Annotated in this window: 19 protein-coding genes; 15 read left to right on the top strand and 4 right to left on the bottom strand. The window is 67.4% G+C overall.

Annotation, left to right across the window (positions count from 1 at the left end):
• Positions 1–5 precede the first annotated feature (5 nt).
• The 9 genes from ACW9UL_RS12915 to tagQ all read left to right on the top strand — a co-directional run bounded on the left by ACW9UL_RS12915 (position 6) and on the right by tagQ (position 14,072).
• Positions 6–1,367: a DotU family type VI secretion system protein gene (locus ACW9UL_RS12915; RefSeq protein ID WP_457787256.1), complete on the top strand. Its 1,362-nt coding sequence runs from the start codon at positions 6–8 to the stop codon at positions 1,365–1,367.
• Positions 1,364–4,879, top strand: coding sequence for a type VI secretion system membrane subunit TssM (gene tssM / locus ACW9UL_RS12920; RefSeq protein WP_457787257.1), 3,516 nt, complete (start codon positions 1,364–1,366; stop codon positions 4,877–4,879). Before ACW9UL_RS12915 ends, tssM begins: the two co-directional genes overlap by 4 nt.
• Positions 4,876–5,565, top strand: a complete 690-nt coding sequence (tagF, locus tag ACW9UL_RS12925) for a type VI secretion system-associated protein TagF (RefSeq protein ID WP_457787258.1) — start codon at positions 4,876–4,878, stop codon at positions 5,563–5,565. The genes tssM and tagF overlap by 4 nt, the downstream gene beginning before the upstream one ends.
• Entirely contained in the window at positions 5,565–6,293 is a 729-nt protein-coding gene (locus ACW9UL_RS12930; protein WP_457787259.1) for a PP2C family protein-serine/threonine phosphatase, read from the top strand. Before tagF ends, ACW9UL_RS12930 begins: the two co-directional genes overlap by 1 nt.
• A gap of 15 nt (positions 6,294–6,308) precedes the next feature.
• Positions 6,309–9,368 (top strand): serine/threonine-protein kinase, encoded by a 3,060-nt coding sequence (locus ACW9UL_RS12935; protein WP_457787260.1) that lies wholly within the window; start codon positions 6,309–6,311, stop codon positions 9,366–9,368.
• A complete protein-coding gene (locus ACW9UL_RS12940) occupies positions 9,368–10,072 on the top strand; it encodes an ABC transporter ATP-binding protein (RefSeq protein WP_397498651.1) in 705 nt (234 codons plus the stop codon). The genes ACW9UL_RS12935 and ACW9UL_RS12940 overlap by 1 nt, the downstream gene beginning before the upstream one ends.
• Positions 10,072–11,265: an ABC transporter permease gene (locus ACW9UL_RS12945; RefSeq protein ID WP_457787261.1), complete on the top strand. Its 1,194-nt coding sequence runs from the start codon at positions 10,072–10,074 to the stop codon at positions 11,263–11,265. The genes ACW9UL_RS12940 and ACW9UL_RS12945 overlap by 1 nt, the downstream gene beginning before the upstream one ends.
• Positions 11,258–13,084 carry a formylglycine-generating enzyme family protein gene (locus ACW9UL_RS12950; protein WP_457787262.1) on the top strand — a complete coding sequence of 609 codons (1,827 nt, stop codon included), beginning with the start codon at positions 11,258–11,260 and terminating at the stop codon, positions 13,082–13,084. The genes ACW9UL_RS12945 and ACW9UL_RS12950 overlap by 8 nt, the downstream gene beginning before the upstream one ends.
• A gap of 88 nt (positions 13,085–13,172) precedes the next feature.
• Positions 13,173–14,072, top strand: coding sequence for a type VI secretion system-associated lipoprotein TagQ (gene tagQ / locus ACW9UL_RS12955; protein ID WP_397498654.1), 900 nt, complete (start codon positions 13,173–13,175; stop codon positions 14,070–14,072).
• Positions 14,073–14,320: 248 nt separating this feature from the next.
• Here tagQ and ACW9UL_RS12960 read toward each other — a convergent pair whose 3' ends face one another.
• The 3 genes from ACW9UL_RS12960 to ACW9UL_RS12970 are packed head-to-tail and all read right to left on the bottom strand — an operon-like array spanning position 14,321 to position 16,492.
• A complete protein-coding gene (locus ACW9UL_RS12960) occupies positions 14,321–15,025 on the bottom strand; it encodes a glutamine amidotransferase (protein WP_457787263.1) in 705 nt (234 codons plus the stop codon).
• On the bottom strand, positions 15,022–16,050 hold the full coding sequence (locus tag ACW9UL_RS12965) for a homoserine dehydrogenase family protein (RefSeq protein WP_457787264.1): 1,029 nt from the start codon (positions 16,048–16,050) through the stop codon (positions 15,022–15,024). Before ACW9UL_RS12965 ends, ACW9UL_RS12960 begins: the two co-directional genes overlap by 4 nt.
• A 19-nt stretch (positions 16,051–16,069) precedes the next feature.
• Entirely contained in the window at positions 16,070–16,492 is a 423-nt protein-coding gene (locus ACW9UL_RS12970) for a VOC family protein (RefSeq protein ID WP_397498657.1), read from the bottom strand.
• A gap of 105 nt (positions 16,493–16,597) precedes the next feature.
• Here ACW9UL_RS12970 and ACW9UL_RS12975 point away from each other — a divergent pair, with 105 nt between their 5' ends.
• Positions 16,598–17,467, top strand: a complete 870-nt coding sequence (locus tag ACW9UL_RS12975) for a LysR family transcriptional regulator (RefSeq protein WP_457787265.1) — start codon at positions 16,598–16,600, stop codon at positions 17,465–17,467.
• Positions 17,468–17,688: 221 nt separating this feature from the next.
• Here the strand turns inward: ACW9UL_RS12975 and ACW9UL_RS12980 are convergent, their stop codons facing one another.
• On the bottom strand, positions 17,689–17,838 hold the full coding sequence (locus ACW9UL_RS12980; protein WP_457790952.1) for a gamma-butyrobetaine hydroxylase-like domain-containing protein: 150 nt from the start codon (positions 17,836–17,838) through the stop codon (positions 17,689–17,691).
• A gap of 245 nt (positions 17,839–18,083) precedes the next feature.
• On the opposite strand from ACW9UL_RS12980, the gene ACW9UL_RS12985 reads away from it, so the two are divergent.
• The 5 genes from ACW9UL_RS12985 to tauD all read left to right on the top strand — a co-directional run bounded on the left by ACW9UL_RS12985 (position 18,084) and on the right by tauD (position 22,209).
• A complete protein-coding gene (locus tag ACW9UL_RS12985) occupies positions 18,084–19,076 on the top strand; it encodes a D-cysteine desulfhydrase (RefSeq protein WP_457787266.1) in 993 nt (330 codons plus the stop codon).
• An 83-nt stretch (positions 19,077–19,159) separates the two neighbouring features.
• Positions 19,160–19,957: a cystine ABC transporter substrate-binding protein gene (gene tcyJ / locus ACW9UL_RS12990; RefSeq protein WP_122108012.1), complete on the top strand. Its 798-nt coding sequence runs from the start codon at positions 19,160–19,162 to the stop codon at positions 19,955–19,957.
• Positions 19,954–20,622 (top strand): cystine ABC transporter permease, encoded by a 669-nt coding sequence (gene tcyL / locus ACW9UL_RS12995; RefSeq protein ID WP_021446268.1) that lies wholly within the window; start codon positions 19,954–19,956, stop codon positions 20,620–20,622. Before tcyJ ends, tcyL begins: the two co-directional genes overlap by 4 nt.
• Positions 20,622–21,377 carry an L-cystine ABC transporter ATP-binding protein TcyN gene (gene tcyN / locus ACW9UL_RS13000; protein ID WP_021446269.1) on the top strand — a complete coding sequence of 252 codons (756 nt, stop codon included), beginning with the start codon at positions 20,622–20,624 and terminating at the stop codon, positions 21,375–21,377. Before tcyL ends, tcyN begins: the two co-directional genes overlap by 1 nt.
• Positions 21,378–21,513: 136 nt before the next feature.
• Entirely contained in the window at positions 21,514–22,209 is a 696-nt protein-coding gene (gene tauD / locus ACW9UL_RS13005) for a taurine dioxygenase (RefSeq protein WP_457787267.1), read from the top strand.
• Positions 22,210–22,212: the final 3 nt, after the last annotated feature.

The raw sequence follows: 22,212 nt of genomic DNA on the forward strand, positions 1-22,212 counted from the left end.
TCGCCATGCATCCGATCGACGATCCCTTCGGCGGCCCACCCGGCAACGGTGGCGGCGGCTCGGGCGGCGGCAGCGACCGCACCATGATCATGCCGCGCCCCGGTGGCCGGGCACCTGAGCCGCCCGGCGGGCAGCCTCGCCCGGCGCCCGCAGCCGGGCCAGCCCCGGCCATGCCTGGCGCGCCCTTGCCCAGCAGCCTGGCCCAGGGCCTCAACCCGCTGGAGCGCGCGGCGGCACCGCTGCTGGCGTTGCTGACGCGGCTGCGCAACACCATTTCCCACCCGATGCCGGCCAGCCTGCGCGCGCAGCTGCTGGCCTATCTGCGCCAGTTCGAGGAACAGGCCAAGGGCGCCGGCGTGCCGCAGGACGAGGTGATGCTCAGCCGCTACGTGCTCTGTACCGCGCTGGACGAAGCGGTGCTCAGCACGCCCTGGGGCAGCGGCAGCGACTGGGGCAAGCAGAGCCTGCTGATCACCCTGCACAACGAGGCCTGGGGCGGCGAGAAGGTGTTCCAGCTGCTCGAGCACTGCCTGCAGAACGCCCGGCAGAAGCTGAACCTTCTCGAGCTGCTGTATCTGTGCCTGTGCCTGGGTTTCGAGGGGCGCTACCGGGTGATGAACGACGGCCGCAGCCAGCTCGAAGCCCTGCGCGAGCGCACCGCGGCGACCATCCGCAGCGTGCGCGGCGAGTTCGAGCGCGAGCTGTCGCCGCGTTGGCGCGGGGGCAGCGCGGTGCGCGATCGGCTGTCGCAGTTCGTCCCACCCTGGGTCGGCGCGGCCATCTGCCTGGCGCTGCTGCTGCTCTTGCTATTCGGCTTGCGCCTGAAGCTGGCCAGCGACGCCGAGCCGGTGTTTCGCAACATCCATGCCCTGGGCGAGATCCCGGTGCAGACCATCGATCGCCCGCCGCTGCAGCCCAAGCTGATCGAGCGGCCGCGCCTGGCGCGTTTTCTCGAAGAGGACATCCGCGCCCAGCGCGTCGCCGTGGAGGACGCGGTGGATCGCTCGGTGGTGACCATCCGCGGCGACGAGCTGTTCGCCTCCGGCAGCGCCAGCATTTCCGACGCCCTGCAGCCGCTGTTGCTGCGCATCGCCGAGGCCATCCGTCAGGTCAAGGGCAACGTGCTGGTCACCGGCCACAGCGACGACCGGCCCATCGCCACCCTGCGTTATCCCTCCAACTGGAAGCTGTCGCAGGACCGCGCGCAGCAGGTCATGGATGTGCTGGCCGCGCGCAGCGGCCAGCCCGAGCGCTTCACCGCCGAAGGGCGCAGCGACACCGAGCCGGTGGCCTCCAACGAGACCGCCGCCGGCCGCGCGCGCAATCGCCGGGTGGAGATCACCGTATTCGCGGAGGGCAACCTGTGAAGGCCTTCTTCAATTTCTGCGTGCGCTGGCTGGTGCCGCTGCTCGGCCTGCTCGCCCTGAGCCTGGTGATCTGGTTCGTCGGCCCGCTGATCGCCATCGGCAGCTACGAGCCGCTGGCCTCGGCGACGGTGCGCTGGATCCTCATCGCGCTACTGTTCCTGACCTGGATCGGCTTTCGCGTCCTGCGCCTGATCCAGGCCCGGCGCAACGCCGCCAAGGTCATGCAGGGGCTGGTGGCGGTGGCGCCGGATGCCGCCAGCGTGGCCACCGCCGAGGAGCTGGCGACCCTCAAACAGCGCATGGACGAAGCCCTGCAGCTGCTGAAGAAGGCCAAGCTCGGCGGCCAGGAGCGGCGCAACCTGTATGAGCTGCCCTGGTACGTGATCATCGGCCCGCCCGGTTCGGGCAAGACCACCGCGCTGGTCAATTCCGGACTCAACTTCCCACTGGCCGAGCATATGGGCGGCGGCGCCATCCGCGGCGTCGGCGGCACGCGCAACTGCGATTGGTGGTTCACCGACGAGGCGGTGCTGCTGGACACCGCCGGCCGCTACACCACCCAGGACAGCCACGCCGAGGTGGACAAGGCTGCCTGGCTGGGCTTTCTCGACCTGCTGAAGAACCAGCGCAAGCGCCGTCCCATCGACGGCGCCTTTATCGCCATCAGCCTGTCCGACCTGCTGCTCGGTAGCGAGAGCGAGCGCGCCGCCCATGCCCGCGCCATCAAGGCGCGCGTGCAGGAGCTGTATGCCCAGCTCGGCGTGCGTTTCCCGATCTACGTGATGCTGACCAAGTTCGACCTGGTGCCGGGCTTCATGGAGTTCTTCGACGGCCTCAGCAAGGAGGAGCGCGGCCAGGTCTGGGGCTGTACCTTCGCCCTGGACGACGGCAAGAGCGGGGAAGGGCCCTTGGCCGGCTTCAGGCAGGAGTTCGCCGCCCTGGAGGAGCGCCTGACCCAGCGCCTGGTCGAGCGCCTGCAGCAGGAGCGCGACCCCAACCGGCGCGACCTGATCTACGGCTTCCCGCAGCAGTTCGCCGCGCTGCGCGACAACCTCGCCAGCTTCCTCGACGGCGTGTTCAAACCCAATCCCTATGAAGAGCGGGTGCTGCTGCGCGGCGTCTATTTCACCAGCGGCACCCAGGAAGGCAGCCCCATCGACCGCCTGATCGGCGCCATGGCGCAGAGCATGAACCTGGATCGTCAGCAGCTGGCGCGGCAGACCGGCACCGGGCGCAGCTACTTCATCGAGCGGCTGTTCCGCGAGGTGGCCTTCGGCGAGCGCGGGCTGGTCGGCGCCAACCCCAAGGTGGAGCGTCGGCGCAAGTGGATCACCCGTGGCGCCCTGGCCGCCTCGGTACTGCTGTTCGTCGCGGTCGCCGGCGTCTGGCTGGCCAGCTACAACGCCAACCAGGCCTATATCGCCGAGGTCGACGCCCGCGTGGCGCCGCTCAAGGGCCAGCTGGAGGCCCTGAGCCCGGCGCAGCGCGAGGTACTGGCGGTGCTGCCGCTGCTCAACGCCATTCGCCACGTGGCAGACAATCCGCCGTCCTGGGCCGAGGGCTTCGGCCTGTACCAGGGCGACATGCTCGGCGCCGAGGCCAGCAGCGTCTACCGCAAGCTGCTGATTGCGGTGATGGCGCCGCGGCTGCTGACCCGCATCGAGGAACAGCTGCGCAGCGGCGGCAATTCCGACTTCCTCTACGAAGGGCTCAAGGCCTACCTGATGCTGGCCAGCGCCGAGCAGTACGACGCGGACTTCATCAAGGCCTGGATCAACCTGGACTGGGACCAGAGCCTGCCGCGCGACCTGGCCCCCGAACAGCGCCTGGCGCTCGCTGAGCACCTCGATGCGCTGTTCGCGCGCAAGCCGCCACCGGCGCGCCTGGACGAGAACCTGATCGAGGACCTGCGCCGTCAGCTGCAGCAGATGTCGGTGGCGCAGCGGGTGTACAACCGGGTCAAGCGGCAACCGCTGCCCGACGGCCTGGCGGATTTTCGTATCAGCGAAGCGGCCGGGCGCGACGCCGCGCTGGTGTTCACCCGCAAGAGCGGCAAGCCGCTGAACGATCCGCTCAGCGGCTTCTACACCTACCGCGGCTATCGCCAGGTGTTCATGGTCGCCAGCCTCAGCCAGTCCGGCGCACTGGCCGAGGAACAGTGGGTATTGGGCCGGCCGCTGAGCGACAACCAGGACGCCGCCAGCCTGGCCCTGGAGGTGCGCAACCTGTACTTCCAGGACTTCCTCGGCCAGTGGGAAAGCCTGCTCGGCGATGTCGATTTCGTCGCCATCACCAGCGTGGCCCAGGCCGCCGACGTGATGCGCGTGCTGTCCGGACCCAATTCGCCGCTCAAGCAACTGCTCGAGGCGGTGGCGCGGGAGACCGACCTGCAGCAGGAAGACCGCCTGCTCGCCGACAAGCTCAAGGCCGCCGACGGCACGGTGGACAAGCTCAAGCAGCAGCTCGGCTCGCTGGTCGGGCAGACGCCGCAGAACCAGGCACAGGCCGCGCCGCAGGTGGACCCGATCACCGCCCGCTTCAACGAGCTGAACAGCCTGGTGCGCAAGCCCGAGGGCAGCAACAGCGCGCCCATTGACGACCTGCTGGCCCAGTTCAACGAGCTCTACGTGCAGCTCAGCGCCATGAGTGGCGCCAGCGGTGATGCCCTGCTGGGCGAGGCGAAGAACCAGGCGGTGGCCTCGGCGCAGCGGGTCAAGCTGGCCGGCGAACGCCAGCCGCCGCTGGTGCAGAACCTGGTCAACTCGGTGGTCAACGCCACCACCAACAGCATGATGGGTGGTATCCGCAGCCAGCTCAACGCCGCCTGGGTGGCTGAGGTGGTCAACGTCTACCGCCAGTCGCTGGCCGGCCGCTACCCGCTGGACAGCGGCAGCACGCGCGACGCCACCCTGGAGGATTTCGGCAACTTCTTCGGCGTCGGCGGGGTGATGGACAGCTACTTCCGCAAATACCTGCAGCCCTACGTCGACACCTCGGCGACCACCTGGCGCTGGCAGCCGGGGGCGGCCGAACGCTTGGGCATAGGCGGCGGCGTGCTGCAAACCTTCCAGCGCGCGGCGGCGATCCGCGATGCCTTCTTCCGCTCCGGCGGCGTGCAGCCCACCGTGCGTTTCGAGCTCAAGCCGGTGGCCATGGACGCGGCGATCAGCCAGTTCATCCTCGATCTGGACGGCCAGCAGATGACCTACGACCACGGCCCCAGCCGGCCGGTGGCCATGCAGTGGCCGAGCCCCAACAGCCTGGGTGTGGTGCGCCTGTCGATCACCCCGCCGACCAGCGCCGGCCGCTCCGGCCTGACCCTGGACGGGCCCTGGGCCTGGTTCCGCCTGCTGGAACAGTCCGACCTGACCCCGGGCGCCTCGCCGGACCGTTTCACCCTGCGCCTGCGCGTGGACAACGCCAGCGTGGCCTGCGAACTGCGCGCCAGCAGCGCCTTCAACCCGTTCAAGAGCCGCGTGCTGACCGGCTTCAGCCTGCCGGAGCGGCTATGACGGCGGGCTTTTACGGCAAGCTGGCCAGTCGCGGCGACTTTCTTCACCGCGGCCTGCCGAGCAGCTTTATCGAGCCCTGGGACGCCTGGCTGGCCAGCGGTATCGCCACCAGCCAGCAGGAGCTGGGCCCGGCCTGGCTGGATGCCTACCTGGTCAGCCCGCTGTGGCGCTTCGCCCTGGCTCCGGGCCTGATCGGCAACGAGGCGGTCACCGGGGTGATGATGCCCAGCGTCGACCGGGTCGGCCGCTACTTCCCCCTGACCGTCGCCTGCCTGCTGGACGCCGACGCCGACCTGGGTTCGCTACTCGGCGGCCCGGACGCCTGGTACGAGCAGGTCGAGAACCTGCTGCTGGTGACGCTGGAGGAGGGCAGCGAGTTCGAGGCCTTCGAGGCGGCGGTGGCCGCCCTCGACACGCCGTCCTACGGCCGGCGCATGCCGCGCACGCCGGGGTTTCGGCAGATGCATTTCTGCGTGGCCAGCCCGGGCGAGCGCCTGGCCGTGCTGGCCCAGCTCACCTGCGAAGGCGCCAGTCTGTGGTGGGGGCGCGGCTCGGAGCATGTCGCCGCCGGCCTGCTGTGCTGCGCCGGGATGCCGGCAGCGCAGGCGTTCAGCGGCCTGCTACTGGGGGCGGACGTCTCGCCTGCGCCCGGCCTGGCCGCGCAGTTGCAGAGCGAGGGCCGATGATGAGCGCAGCCGCAGTGGAGCAGTACCAGTCCGCCAGCCACAGCCATGTCGGCATGGTCCGCCAGGTCAACGAGGACGCCTGCCTGGACGCCCAGGAGGTCGGCCTGTGGGCGGTGGCCGACGGCATGGGCGGCCACGCCGCCGGCGATTTCGTCAGCAGCCTGATCGTCGACAGCCTGCGCCGGGTGGCGCCGGCGCAGCGGCTCGATGACTACGTGCAGGCGCTGCGCGACAGCCTCGACGAGGTCAACCAGGCGGTGCGCGAGGAGGCCCGGCGCCGCGGCGTGAGCATGATGGGCAGCACCCTGGTGCTGCTGGTCGCCCGCGGCAGCCAGGCCGCCTGCCTGTGGGCCGGCGACAGCCGCCTGTACCGCCTGCGCGAGGGCGCGCTGCAGGCCATCAGCCACGACCACAGCTACGTGCAGGAACTGATCGACAGCAGCCTGCTCAGCGAGGCCGAGGCGCGCGAACACCCCATGGGCAATATCGTCACCCGCGCCGTCGGCGCCCAGGAGCGCCTGGAGCTGGCCGAGGTGCAGCTCGAGGTGCTGCCCGGCGACTGCTTCCTGCTGTGCAGCGACGGCCTGACCCGCACCGTGGAGGAACACGAGCTGCAGGAGGTGCTCGGCCACGTCGCCCCCTACGAGATGGTGCGCAGCCTGGTGCACCTGGGCCTGACCCGCGGCGCGCCGGACAACATCACCGCCATAGTCGTCAAAGCCTATTGAAGGACGCAGTAATCCATGGATATCGACATCCCCGGGTACGAGATCGAGCGCGAGCTGGGCGACGGCGCCATGGCCGTGGTCTACCTGGCGACCCAGCGCTCGCTGGAGCGCAAGGTGGCGCTCAAGGTGATGGCCGCCGCGCTGGCCGCCGACCCCAGCTTCTGCGAGCGCTTCCTGCGCGAGGGCAAGACCCTGGCGCGGCTGTCCCACCCCAATACCGTGACCATCCACGACATCGGCAACGTCGGCAGCCATTACTACATGGCCATGGAGTACCTGCCCAACGGCACGCTGAAGGAGCGCATCGCCGCCGGGCTGAGCGCCGAGCAAGGCATCCAGTACCTGCGCCAGATCGCCTCGGCGCTCGGCTACGCCCATGCCCAGGGCCTGGTGCACCGCGACGTCAAGCCGGCCAACATCCTGTTTCGCGCCGACGGCACCGCGGTGCTGTCGGACTTCGGCATCGCCAAGTCGCTGGAAGATCGCACCCAGTTCACCCAGGCCGGCTTCGCCGTCGGCACGCCCAGCTACATGAGCCCGGAGCAGGCGCGCGGTCAGCAGGTCGACGGCCGCGCCGACCTCTATGCGCTGGGCGTGGTGCTCTACGAGATTCTCACCGGCCAGCTGCCCTATGTCGGCGCCGACTCGCTGTCCACCGCGCTGGCCCACCTGACCCAGCCGCTGCCCGAGCTGCCGATTGCCCAGGGCCGCTACCAGCCGATTCTGTCGCGCCTGCTGGCCAAGGACCCGGCCGATCGCTTCCCCGATGCCGCCGCGCTGATCCAGGCGCTGGACGCACTATCCGCCAGCCCGCCCCCCGCAAACGGCGGCGACAGCGAAGCTACCCAGTTCCGCCCGCTGGGCCTGCCGGAAACCCCGGCGCAGCGCTCCGGCGCGGCCGATCTCGGCGGCCTGCAGGCGGTCTCCGTCAACATGCCGCCGGCGCAGACCGAGCCGCCGCCACGGGCGGCCGACGAGCATCCCACCCGCGTGCCGCCGACGAAACCGAGCCCGCCGCCCGAACCCTCGCGCAGCCCCATGCTGGCCATAGTCGCGCTGGCCCTGGTCGGCCTGCTGGTGCTGGCCGGCGGCGGTTACTGGCTGTTCAGTGGTCCGCCCAAGCCACCGCCACAGGAGCAGGCGCAGAGCGATCCGCCGCCTGAGGAGACGAAGCCGCCGGTGGCGAACGGCGGCACGCCGGGCGCGCAGGCCAGCGACGGCGGCGAGCGTCCCTTGCTGATGCCGGGCAAGAAGAGCCTGTTCCAGCGCGTGCTGAGCAAACCCGAGGCGCGTCTGGCCAGCCAGCCCGGCGAGGCGGGGCAGGGCAGCGAGCTGCCGGCCTTCTCGGTGCTCTACGTCTACCGTCGCCAGGAGCACGGCGGACAGACCTGGCTGGAGGTCGGCGCCTCCAGCGACGGCACGCGCGAGGGCTGGCTGGCGGCCGCCGACGTCAGCGACTGGAAGCAGAGCCTGGTGCTGAAGTTCACCGAGCGTTCCGGGCGCTCGCCGGTGATGTTTCTCGACAGCCGCAGCGCGGTGGAACAGTACCTGGCCGATCCGGCGCAGGCGCGCACGGCGCTGCACCAGGCGCAGTTCGAAGAGCGCGTGGCGCCGCAGATCGTCGCCCTGGAGCCGGCGGCCAGCGCCATCCCGCAGGAGCAGTTCTACCTGCTGCCGATCTTCGAGTCGCACGAGACCTTCGACGGCAACGGCGCGCCGGTGCAGCTGCTGAACGTGGCGTCGATCGATCCGGGCGACGCCGAACGGGTGGTCGGCGATGGCAGTCCGCGCATCCAGCACGACAAGTTCCGCACCGGCATCGTCCTGGTGGTCGACACCTCGGTGTCGATGCAGCCCTATATCGACCGGGTGGCGCAGGTGGTCGACGAACTGCACCGGCAGATCGCCAGCCGCGGCGACCTGGACAGCGTCAGCTTCGGCCTGGTGGGTTTTCGCAGCAACGTCGACAAGACCCCTGGGCTGGAATACGTCAGCCGCACCCTGGTGAGCCTGGAGGAGGGCAGCGACCCGCAGCGCTTCGCCGAACTGGCGCGCCAGGTACGCGCCACCAACGTCTCCAGCCATGCCTTCAACGAGGACGCCTTCGCCGGGGTGATGGAGGCGGTCGAGGGCATGGACTGGACGCCCTACAGCGGCCGGCTGATCCTGCTGGTCACCGATGCCGGCGCGCTGCGCAAGAACGACCCGCTGAGCCGCACCCAGATGAACGAGGCCGAGGTGCGCGAGGCGGCGTTGCGCAAGCAGATCAAGGTCTACGCCCTGCACCTGCGCACCCCGGTCGGCCGCGACAACCACGGCTTCGCCGAGCAGCAGTACCGCAGCCTGACCGCCGACGCCAACCCGCAGATCGGCGACCTGTACATCCCGGTGGCCGATGGCGCGGTGGAAAAGTTCGGGCAGACCGTCAAGGAAATCGGGCTGATCTTCGCCGAACTGGTGAACAAGGTGGCGAACAACCAGGTGCAGGCGCCGAATCAGCATCAATCGATCCGCAGCATCGCGGCGAAGACCTCGGCCATCGGCTACGCCATGCAGATGGACTTTCTCGGCCGCCGCGCCGCCGCCCAGGCACCGCAGCTGGTCACCGCCTGGACCGCCGACCACGACCTGACCAACCCCTCGCTGCCGGCCTTCCAGGTCTGCGTGCTGCTGACCAAGCTGCAGCTCAACGACCTGCAGCAGTCGCTCAAGCTGATCGTCGACGCGGCGCGGCGCACCCAGTCCTCGCCCAAGGATTTCTTCCAGGAGATCGCCAGCGCCAGCGCCTACATGAGTCGCGACCCCAGCGGCCTGAGCCAGGGCCGCAACCTGGCCGAGTCCGGCATCCTCGGCGAGTACCTGGAAGGGCTGCCGTACCGCAGCAAGTCGCTGAACATGACCCAGGAGCTGTGGCTGTCGCTCAGCGTCGCCGAACAGCAGGACTACATCGACGAGCTGGAGTCGAAGATCCGCCTGTACGAGACCTTCCACAACGACATCGCCCACTGGGTACGCTTCGGCGATGCGCAACCGGGCGACGCGCTGTACCGCGTGCCGCTGGCGACGCTGCCCTGATGCTGCGCCTGCGCGACATCGGCAAGAGCCGCCCGGGCTACCGCCTGCAGGTGCCGCGCCTGGACCTGCGCCCCGGCCAGCGCCTGGCCCTGGTCGGGCCCAGCGGCAGCGGCAAGAGCACCTTGCTCGACCTGCTGGCCCTGGTGCTCAGCCCGGATCCGGGCGGCACCCTGGAATTCACCCGCGACGGGCGCAGCACCGACATCGCCGGGCTCTGGCGCCACGACCGCCAGGATCAGCTGGCCGAGCTGCGCAGCCGGCTGATGGGCTACGTGCTGCAGACCGGCGGGCTGCTCGGTTTTCTCGACGTGCGCAGCAATATCGGCCTGTCGCGTGCCTTGCTCGGCCTGCCCGACGATGCCACGGTGCAGCGCCTGGCCGAGCGCCTGGAAATCGCCGACCAGCTCGACAAACTGCCGGCGGCGCTGTCGGTGGGCCAGCGCCAGCGCGTCAGCATCGCCCGCGCCCTGGCCCATGGCCCGGCCCTGGTGCTGGCCGACGAACCCACCGCCTCGCTCGACCCGCTCAACGCCGAGCGGGTCATGCAGCTGCTGGTGGAACGGGCGCAGGAGCAGGGCGCCTGCATCCTCATCGCCACCCACGACGAGACTCTGGCGCGCCGCGTCGGCCTCGACCTGCAGCGCCTGGCGGTCGAGCGCGACGGCCAGGGCGGGGTGCTCGCCACCCTGCGGGAGGCCGGCTGATGCGCCTGGGGCTGATGGGCCGACTGGCCTGGCATGACTACCGCCGCGAAGGGCGGCTGTCGGCCTGCGCGGTGCTGGCCCTGGTCGCCGTATTGGCGCCCTTGCTGGTGCTGTTCGGTCTCAAGTTCGGCCTGATCAGCACCCTGACCGAGCGCCTGGAGCGCGACCCCGGCATTCGCGAGGTGATCCCGCTGGGTGGCGGCCGCTTCAGCAATGAGGCCATCGCCGAACTGCGCGCGCGGGCCGACGTGGCCTTCGTCGTGCCGCGTACCCGGCAGATCGCCGCCACCGCCGAGCTGTCCGCCGGCGCCGGCAGCCTCACCGTGGAGATGATTCCCACCGCACCGGGCGACCCGCTGTTGCCGCAGCAGGGTCAGCCCCTGGCGCTGGACACCGTGGTGCTCAGCCAGCGTGCGGCAGAGAAACTCGGCGTCGCTGCCGGCGACGAACTGCAGGCCGCCTTCGGCCGCCAGGTCGGCGGGCGCAGCGAATTCCAGCGCACCCGTCTGCGCGTGCAGGCGGTGCTGCCGCTCAGCGCCTTCGCCCGCGACGCGCTGTTCGCCGACCTGCGCCTGCTGGAGGCGGCCGAGGACTATCGCGACGGCCTCGCTGTGCCGGCGTTCGGCTGGCCGGGTCTGCAGGAGGCCCGCGACGCGCGGGTCTACCCGGGCTTTCGCCTGTACGCCGCCGATTTGGACAGCGTCGAAGTGCTGCGCCGCCACTTCGCCAGCCGCAACCTGGAGGTGGCGACCCAGGCCGACACCATCGCCCAGGTGCGCTCGCTCAGCCGCAACCTGACCCTGGTGTTCTGGATCATCGCCTGCCTGGCCCTGGGCGGCGCCTTCGCCGCGATGACCGCCAGCGCCCTGGCCGCAGTGGAGCGCAAGCGCCGCGCGCTGTCGGTGCTGCGCCTGCTGGGTTTCTCGTCTTCCGCGCTGGTCGCCTTCGTGGTGCTGCAGGCGCTCTATACCGGATTGTTCAGCACCCTGCTGGCGTGGGTGCTGTATGCCGGCGCGGAACTCGGCCTGAACCAGCTGTTCCAGCACAGCCCGGGCGAATACGCCTGCCGCCTGCTGGCCGGGCATTACCTGCTGGCCCTGTTGGTCACCCTGTTGTGCAGCAGCCTGGCGGCCGCTTCCGGCGGCTGGCGGGCGGCGCGAATCGAAGCCTCGGAAGGATTGCGCGATGTCTAGATGTCAGTGGCCTCTGTTGTTGCCCGCGTTGTTGGTGCTCGGCTGCTCCGAGGGTGAACAGGCCAAGCCCGTTGCCGCCCAGGTCGAAGTCGCAGAGGAGGCCGCGCCGAGCGCGGCGAGCGTGGCGGCAGCGCCAGTCGAGGCGCCGCCGCCCAGTGCCGCCGCGGTACCCGCGCCGGCACCAGGCAGCCCGGCCGATTACAACCCCAAGCCGCTGGAAGACGACGTCAGCCTGCCGCTGCCCTGCGGCGGCGAGATGGTCTTCCGCCACGTCTATATCCTCGCCCGCGGCACCCTGGACGACCGCGAGATCAGCCTCGGCTACCCCTTCAGCGAGGACGAGCCGGGCTATCAGCAGTCCTTCATCTCCGGCTACCGGCGCGATTTCATCAACGGCCAATTCGTCGTCGAGGACCTGCCCGAGGACTGGCGATCGCGCATCGCCCCGACCCTGCCGATCCGCCAGGACGACGAGCTGCTCAAGCCCATGCTGTACTTCGTCGGCAAGTACGAGGTCACCGAGCGCCAGTACCAGCAGGTGATGGATCAGGCACCGGCCCTGGTCGAAGGTGGCGAGGAGGTCTGTACGCCGGTCGCCGGCGGGGTGATGGCGCGCCGGCCCAAGGTCAATCTGTCGCGCTTCGAGGCCGAGCGCTTCGCCGCGGTGTACAGCGCCTGGCTGCTCAGGCACCACCGCGAACGCCTGCCGATCAGCGGCCGCGGCGAGAGCCTGGAAGACGGCGGCGTCGGCTTCGTGCGCCTGCCCACCGAGGTGGAATGGGAGTTCGCCGCCCGCGGCGGCCATGCAGTCAGCCGTCAGGAGCTGGAGGCGCGGTTGTTTCCACGGCGCGAGGAGGGCGTCGACGGCGATGGCCCCTTGGCCGACTGGGCGGTGTTCACCCAGGTCGCCGGCGGCACGGGGCAGGGCGCGCGGCTGCTGCCGGTGGGCAGCAAGAAGCCCAACCCGCTGGGGCTGCACGACGTGATCGGCAATGCCGCCGAGATGGTCCACGATCCCTTCCAGATGGTTCACGCTGGGCGCCGCCAGGGCACCTACGGCGGTTTCGTGGTCAAGGGCGGCAACTACCTGGAAGGCGAGCTGACCCTGTTTACCGGCATGCGCCGCGAATATCCCTCGTTCGCCGCCGACGGCAGCGAACAGCGCAACGAGACCACCGGCTTTCGCGTCGCCCTGGGCGCGCTGTCGGCGCCGCGCTCGCGCTATCAGGAGCTGTTCGAGCAATGGCAGAGGGAAGGGCGCCTGGCCGGCCTGACCGACGAGATCGAGGATGCCGACGACCCGACCCTACTGCTCGACAGCATCATCGCCGGCAGCGAAGACCCGGAGCTGCAGGCGCGCCTGGCGCTGATCAACGAGGAGCTCAAGCGCAACGTCTCGCTGATCGCCCAGCAGCGCCAGGAGGCCGCGGCCAACCTGATCCAGTCCGCGGCGCTGGTGGCCGAGACGGTCAACAACTACAACATCCGCCTGACCAACCTGCAGAACAGCCTGAACCAGGCGCGCCAGGCCCAGGATCAGACCGCGGCGAAACTCTACGAGTCGGCCATCGCCAACGGCCGCAGCGCGCTGGACGGCGCGGTGAGCATCTATATCGACAACCTGGCCACCGGCACCCGCTACAGCGATGCGGTGATCCAGGCGCAGTTCCAGCGTACCCGTCAGGAGCTCGAGCGCCAGCCGGTGCTGGGCAGGAGTCTGGTGAAACGGGCTACGCTGTTTGTGAAGCATGTGGGCGAGTACCGCCTGCAACGCAAGGCTGATCCGGCGGCGATTCTCAAGGAGCTGCTGGCACCCTGACGTAGGAGAGCAGGCTGCGGGTGAGGGGCGCTGTACGCTCGAGCCGGCCCGGGATGGAATCAGACAACTCAAGCATGAGGCCAAGACCATGGAATATCCGCAGCAGATTCGCTTTCTACGCTCCTCCCTGATGTTCGCCGGCGCCTTTTCCGTCCTGTTGCTGGGCGGCTGCGCCAGCGTCGGTGGCGGGGTCAGCGCCAAGGTGGCCAAGACCACCCAGGCCAACTACTACCCGGCCTGTTACGAGCCGGTCAATCACCTGCGTGCCTCCGACGCGGCGATGCAGAAATCGGTGACCACCGGCGCGGTCACCGGCGGTCTGCTCGGCGGCCTGGCCGGCGCCCTGAGCGGCGGCGACCACGCCGGGCGCAACGCCCTGATCGGCGCCGCGGCCGGCGCCCTGGTCGGTGGCGCGGCGGGCTACTACACCGAGCGGCAGAAGCAGATCAGCGACGACCGCCAGCGCATCGCCTCCTACGGCAGCGATTTCGAGCGCAGCACCATGGACCTGGATCGCAGCATCGTCCACGCCAAGGCGGCGCAGGACTGCTACCAGCGCGAATTCGACAACCTGCGCGCCGCCCATCGCAACAAGACCATGAGCGACAGCGAAGGGCGCAGTCGCTTCGCCGAGATCCTCAGCGGCCTGAAGGAAACCAACGCCTTGCTGGCCGCCGCCGACGGCCGCACCGGCGAAGACATCGATACCTACACCCAGGCCTACGAGAAGGACCTGCAACAGGTGGGCGTCGAGCGCCAGCAGGTCGCCGTCGCCGCCAAGGTGGAAAGCGCGCCCGCGGCCAAACCGGCACCGGCGGCCAAGCCCGTGCCGCAAGAGGCGGTGGTCACCGAGCAGAAGATCCAGAAAGCCAGCGCCAAGCGCAGCGAGGCGCAACAGGTCAGCAGCCGCGGCACCGGCATGATCAGCAGCGCCTGCAATAACCCCGATCTGGGCGACTGGGCGCCCGATCCCTGCACCAGCGTGTAGTGCTCACAGCCAGCTGGCGTACTGCTGGGCACCTGAGAACGCTGCAATTGCTTGGGCAGTTGCGGCGTTCTTGTGGGAGAGCCGGCACCTGCAGGAGCGAATTCTGCTCGCCTATCTCTGACGCCCGGATAGGGCTCGACGGGAGCTGACTCGAAACTGTCCGCGTTCACGGGTTAGATGTCGATAAAGTAGCCGCATCTCCATGTCTGGCGGCAGTCCTGCCACCAGGTTCGGGCTCTCTGACAGCTTCAGTGTTTCAGCTTCGCCAGCCAATCGTTGAGCATGACGGTGCCGGCTTGCTCCAGCGTGCGGGCGTAACGCTTGGCATCGTGGCGCAGGGTGACGGGGTCCAGGCCCGAGGTGGCCAATTCGCTTGCGTGTCCCAGTAGCCAATGTTCGAAGTGGTCGCCGCGCACCTCTGGGTGGAACTGTAGGCCGAGCAAATTGGGGCCACGGGCAAAGGCCTGATGGCGGCACAGCGGTGTCGAGGCGAGGAGCGTACAGCCCTGCGGCAGATCGAAGGTGTCACCGTGCCAGTGCAGCACGGCAACGTCGCGCAGCGCGGCCAGAGGCTGAGACTTGGCTGAAGGCGCTAGTTCGAGCGTCGACCAGCCGATTTCCTTGGCCGGCCCGGGATAGACGCGCGCACCAAGTGCAGCGGCCATCAATTGCGCGCCGAGGCAGATACCCAGCGTCGGCCGGTCGGCTGCCAGGCGCGCGCGTAGCAATTGCAGCTCGTCGGCGACAAGTGGGTAGCTGTCGTGGTCGTAGACGCCGATGGGGCCGCCGAGTATCACCAGAAGGTCTGCGGCGAGTGGCTCGAGTTGGCCGAGGTCGCGTTCCGCGGCATCGATGTATTCGATCTGGTAGCCGGCAGCGCGCAGAGGCGTCTCGAAGCTGCCAAGGTCTTCGAATCCGACATGACGGATGGCGTGCAGGGTGCGTCGGGTCATGCTGAATGTTCCGTAATGGAGGCGGGGCGAGCGCCCCTGGCCTGGAGAATATGTTCAAAGTCCTTCAGCGCGGCGGCGGCCGTGGCGAGCGGTTCGACGCCGCAGCCGATGGCAATGGTCTCGCCCATGGCGTCGCTGCTGATACGGATCGCCTTGTTCTTCCCGTTCACTTGGGCGAATGGGTCGGACAGCGGGTAGGTCTTGATCCCGACGCTGGCGCGGATCGTGCCGCCTACCTGGCTAAGGCTGCCGACCAGCCGCGGAACCAGGTCCTGCGACTGCCAGGCATCGATACGCTGCGCCGTAACCGAGTGGATGCCTTCGACCTCGACGTCAGACATCGTTAGGTTGGCGCCGAGGCCGAAGTTGGCCAGCAGCAGGAGTTTGCAGGCGGTATCCCATCCTTCGGTGTCGTTGCGCGTGTCCGCTTCGGCGAAGCCGCCGGCCTGCGCCTCGCGCAACGCCGCATCGAAACCGAGCCCCTGGGTGCGCATGGCATCGAGCAGGTAGTTGGTGGTGGCATTGAGAATGCCCTCTACGGCCAGCACCTTGCAGCCGGCCAGACTGTGCTCGAGCAGGTCGAGCGTGGGCAGGGCGGCCGCGGCTGCACCGCTGAGTTTCAGCTGCGCTCCGGAGGCGCGCGCCAGTTCGCGCAGCTGCGGCCCGCTGTGAACCAGCGCGCCTTTGGAAATGACGATGCAATCCTGCCCGGCCGACAACGCCGACCGAAGGTAGGCAAGGCCCGGTCCGCCGCTGCGAAAATCGCTGGGGCCGGCTTCGATGAGCACCGATGCGCCGCTCGCGGTCACGAAATCCGGCCCTGTCAGGCCGGGCTGCAGTGCGTCCAACTGATCCGCTTGCAGACCGTTGGCATCGGCCAAGCCGGTGCGTGAGCCACACACCGCAACCAGGCGCACGTCCACGCCGTAGAACTGGCGATAGCGTTCGCGGCGTTGCAACAGCAGGTTGGCCGTGGCGCGGCCGACACCGCCGAAACCGGCGATTGCCACCTTGAGCGTTTGCATGGCTTCGATCCTTTCGCGGTCAGCGGGCGAACAGGTTGTTGATGTCGGCGAAGGCCTTCATTTCGACGGCATTGCCGCTTGGATCCTTGAAGAACATGGTCGCCTGTTCGCCCGGCTCGCCCTTGAAGCGGATATAGGGCTCGATGATGAAGTCGACGCCAGCTGCGGTAAGGCGTTCGGCGGCGGCCTGCCACTGCGCCATCGACAGCACCACACCGAAATGACGTACCGGCACGCCGTGGCCGTCTACCGCGTTCGCCGGACCGGCGCCGGCCTCACCGGGAGCCAGGTGCGCGACGATCTGGTGGCCATAGAAATTGAAGTCGATCCACTCCGGCGAGCTGCGACCCTCGCTGCAACCGAGCAGGTTGCCGTAGAAGGCGCGGGCGGCGGCCAGGTCGTCAACCGGAAAGGCCAGGTGGAAGGGGCATAGCGCAGTCATTGGAGTTCCCTCGTTGTGGGTGAGTGGAATCATCCTAGTCGGCGACAATGTTCATAAAAAACTATATGTTCTGATCATGAGCAAAACGAAATCTTATCAATCGCCATGATCACCGAATTACGCACCCTGATCGCCGTCGCCCGTTATGGCACCTTCAGTGCGGCGGGCGACCGGGTCGGCCTGACGCAGGCTGCGGTCAGCGGCCATATGCGGCGCCTGGAAGAAACCCTGGGTTTTACCCTGTTCGATCGCACCGGTCGCTCGGCCACGCTGAATGCCGCCGGGCTGCGCACGCTTGCCCGTGCCGAGGCGCTGGTCGCCGGTTTCGATGCATTGGGCGAGCCGAACCAGGACGAGGAGTGGGCCCGGCCGTTGGAGATCGGCGCGATTGCCTCGGTGCAGGCGACCCTCCTGACGCGCGCGTTGGTGCCGTTTCGCCAGCGCTTTGCCAACTGTCGAGTGAATCTGTCGCCAGGCGTTTCCCTGCAACTGATGGATCGAGTAGAAGCAGGGGAACTCGATCTGGCCATCCTCATCCGCCCGGCATTCGAACCGCCACGGGAACTGGAATGGACGCCGCTGGCATGCGAGAACTATGTCCTGCTGGCAGCAGGCAATGTGCCTGGCGAAGACTGGCGCTCAGTGATTCGCGAGCAGCCCTTTATTCGTTACAACCGATCCTCATTCGGTGGACGACAGGTGGAGCGGTACCTGCGCGATCACTCGATAGCACTGCAGGAATGGATAGAGGTCGATGATATCCAAGCCATGCTGTCGATGGTCGAGAACGGCCTCGGTGTGGCGGTGGTGCCGCTTACGGAAACCATCCTGCCGCTACCGGGGAGCGTTCGCGCCATCGAGCTTGGCCCAGCGCCGATCCACCGCGAAATCGGCGCCCTGTATCCCAGGATCAGCCGCTCGGCGGCCATGGCGGGCTTTATCGAATGCCTGCAGAGCGTAGGCGTGGCTCGATAAAGAAGCCGTCGCGCTCGAGGTGAACGCAACATCGACACGTCCTTCGTCAGAGGTCTTGAGAGGGGGCTAACGAATCGGGGGCTGGTACATTCATGCACATATCTGAAATGGCATTCGTTTAACATAATATACATTATGCGAAGCCTAGGGTTAAAACCCCTGAGCAGATCTGCTCACGATTTTAAGCAGATCCTAAGTGCTCTCTCTCGCCATCACCAGCCTCAGGATGTCAGCCCACGCAGGTAGTCCCAGGGATAGATGCCGCGGTCGTGGCCATCGCTGAAGATCAGTTGTACGCCATAGCCCTGGGCATTGATGGCCTGCACGCGGATGTCGCTCGGCGCCAGGTCGGGCTTAATCAGTTCGAGGATTTCGGCGTGCGGCACCGGGATAGTTCCTTGTCCTCGGTCTGTGTCACCAGCTGGATCGGCAGTCCGGCGCGATTGGCATGCGCCCGACGGATGTGACGGGCTGAGCGCGACAGTACGAAGAAATATTTATTCCATAAAATAATTGTTAATTATTTTCTTATACCCAAAACAACCACTCACTTTTGCTTGTGAGCATCGCCATCACCCACCTAGAGTAGACAGCCTTCAATCTGCTGGAGGCTCCCATGCTCACTGCCGCCCTCGCCCGTTTTCCCCGTCTGGAACTCATTCCCCAGGCCACCCCCCTGCAACGCCTGCCACGCCTGTCGCAACACCTGGGTCGAGATATCTGGATCAAGCGCGATGACCTTACCCCGCTGGCGCTCGGCGGCAACAAGGCGCGCAAGCTGGAGTATCTCGCCGCCGATGCGCAGGCCAAGGGTGCCGATGTGCTCGTCACTGCCGGTGCCATCCAGTCCAACCATGTACGGCAAACCGCCGCCGTCTCTGCGCAATTAGGCCTGGGCTGCCTAGCCCTGCTGGAAAACCCCATCGACAGCCAGAGCGATGACTACCTGGGCAACGGCAATCGCCTGCTACTGGATCTGTTCGGCGCCGAGGTGGAGAACGTCGCCAGCCTGGACAACGCCGACCAGCTGCTGGAGGGCGCCTGCCAGCGCCTCAGCGCAGCCGGACGCCTTCCATACCTGGTGCCCATCGGCGGCTCCAATGCCCTGGGCGCGCTCGGTTACGTGCGCGGCGGGTTGGAACTGGCCGAGCAGATCGCCGCCAGTGGCCAGGATTTTGCTGCTGTGGTGCTGGCGTCCGGCAGTGCCGGCACCCATGCCGGGCTGGCCCTGGCGCTGGAAAGTGCGCGCCCGGGCACGCGCGTGATCGGCGTCACCGTCTCGCGCAGCGAAGCAGCCCAACGCCCCAAGGTGGAAAACCTGCTGCAACGTACGGCTGAGCTACTGGCCGTAGATGTGCCAGAAGGGCTGAAACTGGAGCTGTGGGACAACTACTTCGCCCCGCGCTACGGCGAAGCGAATGCCGGCGGCCTGGCGGCGATCCGCTTGCTGGCGGGCCTGGAAGCGATATTGCTCGACCCTGTCTACACTGGCAAAGCCTTCGCTGGTTTGCTCGACGGGCTCAAGCGAGGCGCTTTCCCTGGCGTTGGGCCGTTGCTGTTCCTGCACACAGGCGGCTCGCCAGCCCTTTTCGCATACAAACAAAAATGAATACATAAATAATTTTTAATTATTTATGTGCATAAGGATTTCCCCCTAGAGTGGCGCCACCTTTCCATATGCATGAGGTCACCATGAAACTTTCCACCCTGCGTCGCCATTTTCTCTTCGGCAGCCTGGCCCTCGTGTTGGGCGCCAGCATCAGCGCCCCGAGTTTCGCCGCCGACCTGCTCGATGAAATCAAGGCCCGTGGCGCCATCAAGGTCGGCTTGGAGGGCACCTACCCGCCCTTCAACTACCAGGACGAGAACGGCAAGCTGACTGGCTTCGAAGTGGAGCTGGCCGAAGCGCTGGCCAAGGAGCTGGGCGTCAAGGCCGAGTTCCAGCCGACCAAATGGGACGGCATCCTCGCCGCACTGGAATCCAAGCGCCTGGACGTGGTGATCAACCAGGTGACCATCTCCGACGAGCGCAAGAAGAAGTACGATTTCTCCACGCCCTACACCGTCTCAGGTATCCAGGCGCTGACCCGCAAAGCCGATGGCGACAGCATCAAAAACGCCCAGGATCTGGCCGGCAAGAAAGTCGGCGTAGGCCTCGGCACCAACTATGAACAGTGGCTCAAGGACAACGTGCCGCAGGCCGACATCCGCACCTACGATGACGATCCGACCAAGTTCCAGGATCTCAACGTCGGGCGCATCGACGTAATCCTGGTCGATCGCCTTGCCGCCTTCGAGATGGTGGAGAAAACCGGTGGCCGTCTGGCCGTGGCCGGCGACGCCTTCTCCCGCCAGGAGGCCGGTATCGCCCTGCGCAAGGGCAACCCCGCCCTGCTCGCTGCCATCGACCAGGCGCTGGCCAAGCTGAGTGCCGACGGCACCCTCAAGCAACTTTCCGAGAAATGGTTCAAGGCTGACGTCACCCGATGATCGAGTCCGCCCTGCAGCTGGCTCTGGAGTCCGCGCCCTTTCTGCTCAAGGGCGCCTACTACACCGTCGTACTCAGCCTGGGCGGCATGTTCTTCGGCCTGCTGCTGGGCTTCGTCCTGGCCCTGCTGCGCCTGTATGCCGTAGCCCCCTTACGCTGGTTCTCGCGGCTGTACGTGTCCTTCTTCCGCGGCACGCCCCTGCTGGTGCAACTGTTTTTGATCTACTACGGCCTACCGCAGTTGGGCATCCAGCTCGATCCCCTGCCGGCTGCGCTGATCGGCTTCTCGCTGAACATGGCTGCCTACACCTCGGAAATTCTCCGCGCCGCCATCGCCTCCATTGATCGGGGGCAGTGGGAAGCGGCCGCCAGCATCGGCATGAGCAAGGCGCAGACGCTGTACCGGGCGATTCTGCCGCAGGCGGCGCGCACGGCTTTGCCGCCTTTAGGCAATAGCTTCATTTCGCTGGTCAAGGACACCGCCCTGGCCGCCACCATCCAGGTGCCGGAGCTGTTCCGCCAGGCGCAGCTGATCACCGCACGCACCTTCGAGATTTTCACCATGTACTTGGCAGCCGCGCTCATCTATTGGGTGCTGGCGAGCATCCTCGCGCACTTCCAGGCGCGTCTGGAGGCCAGGGTCAACCGGCACGAGCAGGACAGCTGATGATTTCCGTGCGCAATCTGCGAAAAGCCTTCGGTAGCAACGAAGTACTCAAGGGCATCGACTTGGATGTGGCAGCTGGCGAGGTGGTCGCCATCATCGGCCCCAGCGGCTCGGGCAAGACCACCCTGCTGCGCTGCCTCAACCTCTTGGAGCAGCCCAGCGGCGGCCAGATCACCATTGGCGACATCCATATCGATGCGGATAAGCCGCTAAAGAGCCAACAGAAGCTGATCCGCCAGTTGCGCCAGCAGGCCGGCTTCGTGTTCCAGAACTTCAACCTGTTCCCCCACCGCACCGCGCTGGAAAACGTCATCGAAGGCCCGGTGCAGGTGAAGAAGGAGTCGCGCGAAGAGGCGCTGTCCCATGCCCGGGCTCTGCTCGCCAAGGTGGGTCTGAGCGGCAAGGAAGACGCCTACCCCAAGCGCCTCTCTGGCGGCCAGCAACAGCGCGTGGCCATCGCTCGCGCCCTGGCCATGCGCCCGCAGGTGATTCTATTCGACGAGCCCACCTCGGCCCTCGACCCGGAACTGGTGGGCGAAGTACTGACCACCATCCGCGACCTCGCCGAGGAAAAACGCACCATGGTCATCGTCACCCACGAAATGGCCTTCGCCCGTGACGTGGCGGACCGGGCGATCTTCATCGACCAGGGTCGGATCGTCGAACAGGGCCCGGCCAAGACCCTGTTCACCGCGCCCCAGCACGAACGCACGCGCCAGTTCCTCAGCAAGTTTCTGCTAGATCGTTCGCTGTAGTCACCACCGGTACCTCACCGATCATGGCTTTGCGGTCTGTCGGTACGCACGGCGCGCCTTCCTGCTCGACCGCGCACACCTGTGAGAAGGCGCTTGAGCGGCGAGCTTTTTCAGGCACATTGAGCGAGAACCCGACATGACCCTGCACATCACCCCGCTCAGCCCGGCACTCGGCGCCCAGTTCGGCGACCTGCACATCCACCCGCTCTACCCCAACGTGCCCGAGCAGCCCGAAATCCTCGTGCTCGACACCGCCGTGACCGACGTGCGTGACAACGCCATCTGGCACACCGACGTCAGCTTTCTGCAAACCCCGGCCCTCGGCGCGATACTCGCCGCCAAGCACCTGCCGCACTATGGTGGCGACACCCTGTGGGCGAGCAGCAGCGCGGCCTATGACGCCCTGTCAGAGCCGCTAAAGCGGTTGCTCGACGGCCTCACCGCCACCCACGACATCACCCGCTCCTTCCCCCTGGAGCGCTTCGGCAACACCCCCGAGGCCCTGGCGCATTACCACGAGGTGCAGCGCACCCACCCGCCCGTGGTGCACCCGGTGGTGCGCACCCACCCGGTTACCGGACGCAAGGGCCTGTTCGTCAACGACGGCTTCACCAACCGCATCAACGAACTGGAAGCCGCCGAAAGCGATGCCCTGCTGCGCTTTCTCTTCGCCCACGCCACCCGCCCGGAATTCACTATCCGCTGGCGCTGGCAGGAAAACGACGTGGCCTTCTGGGACAACCGCATCACCCAGCACTACGCCGTCGATGACTACCGCCCACAACGCAGGGTGATGCATCGCGCGACCATCCTGGGCGACAAACCCTATTGAGAG

The sequence above is a fragment of the Pseudomonas sp. PL-6 genome (assembly GCF_054110165.1).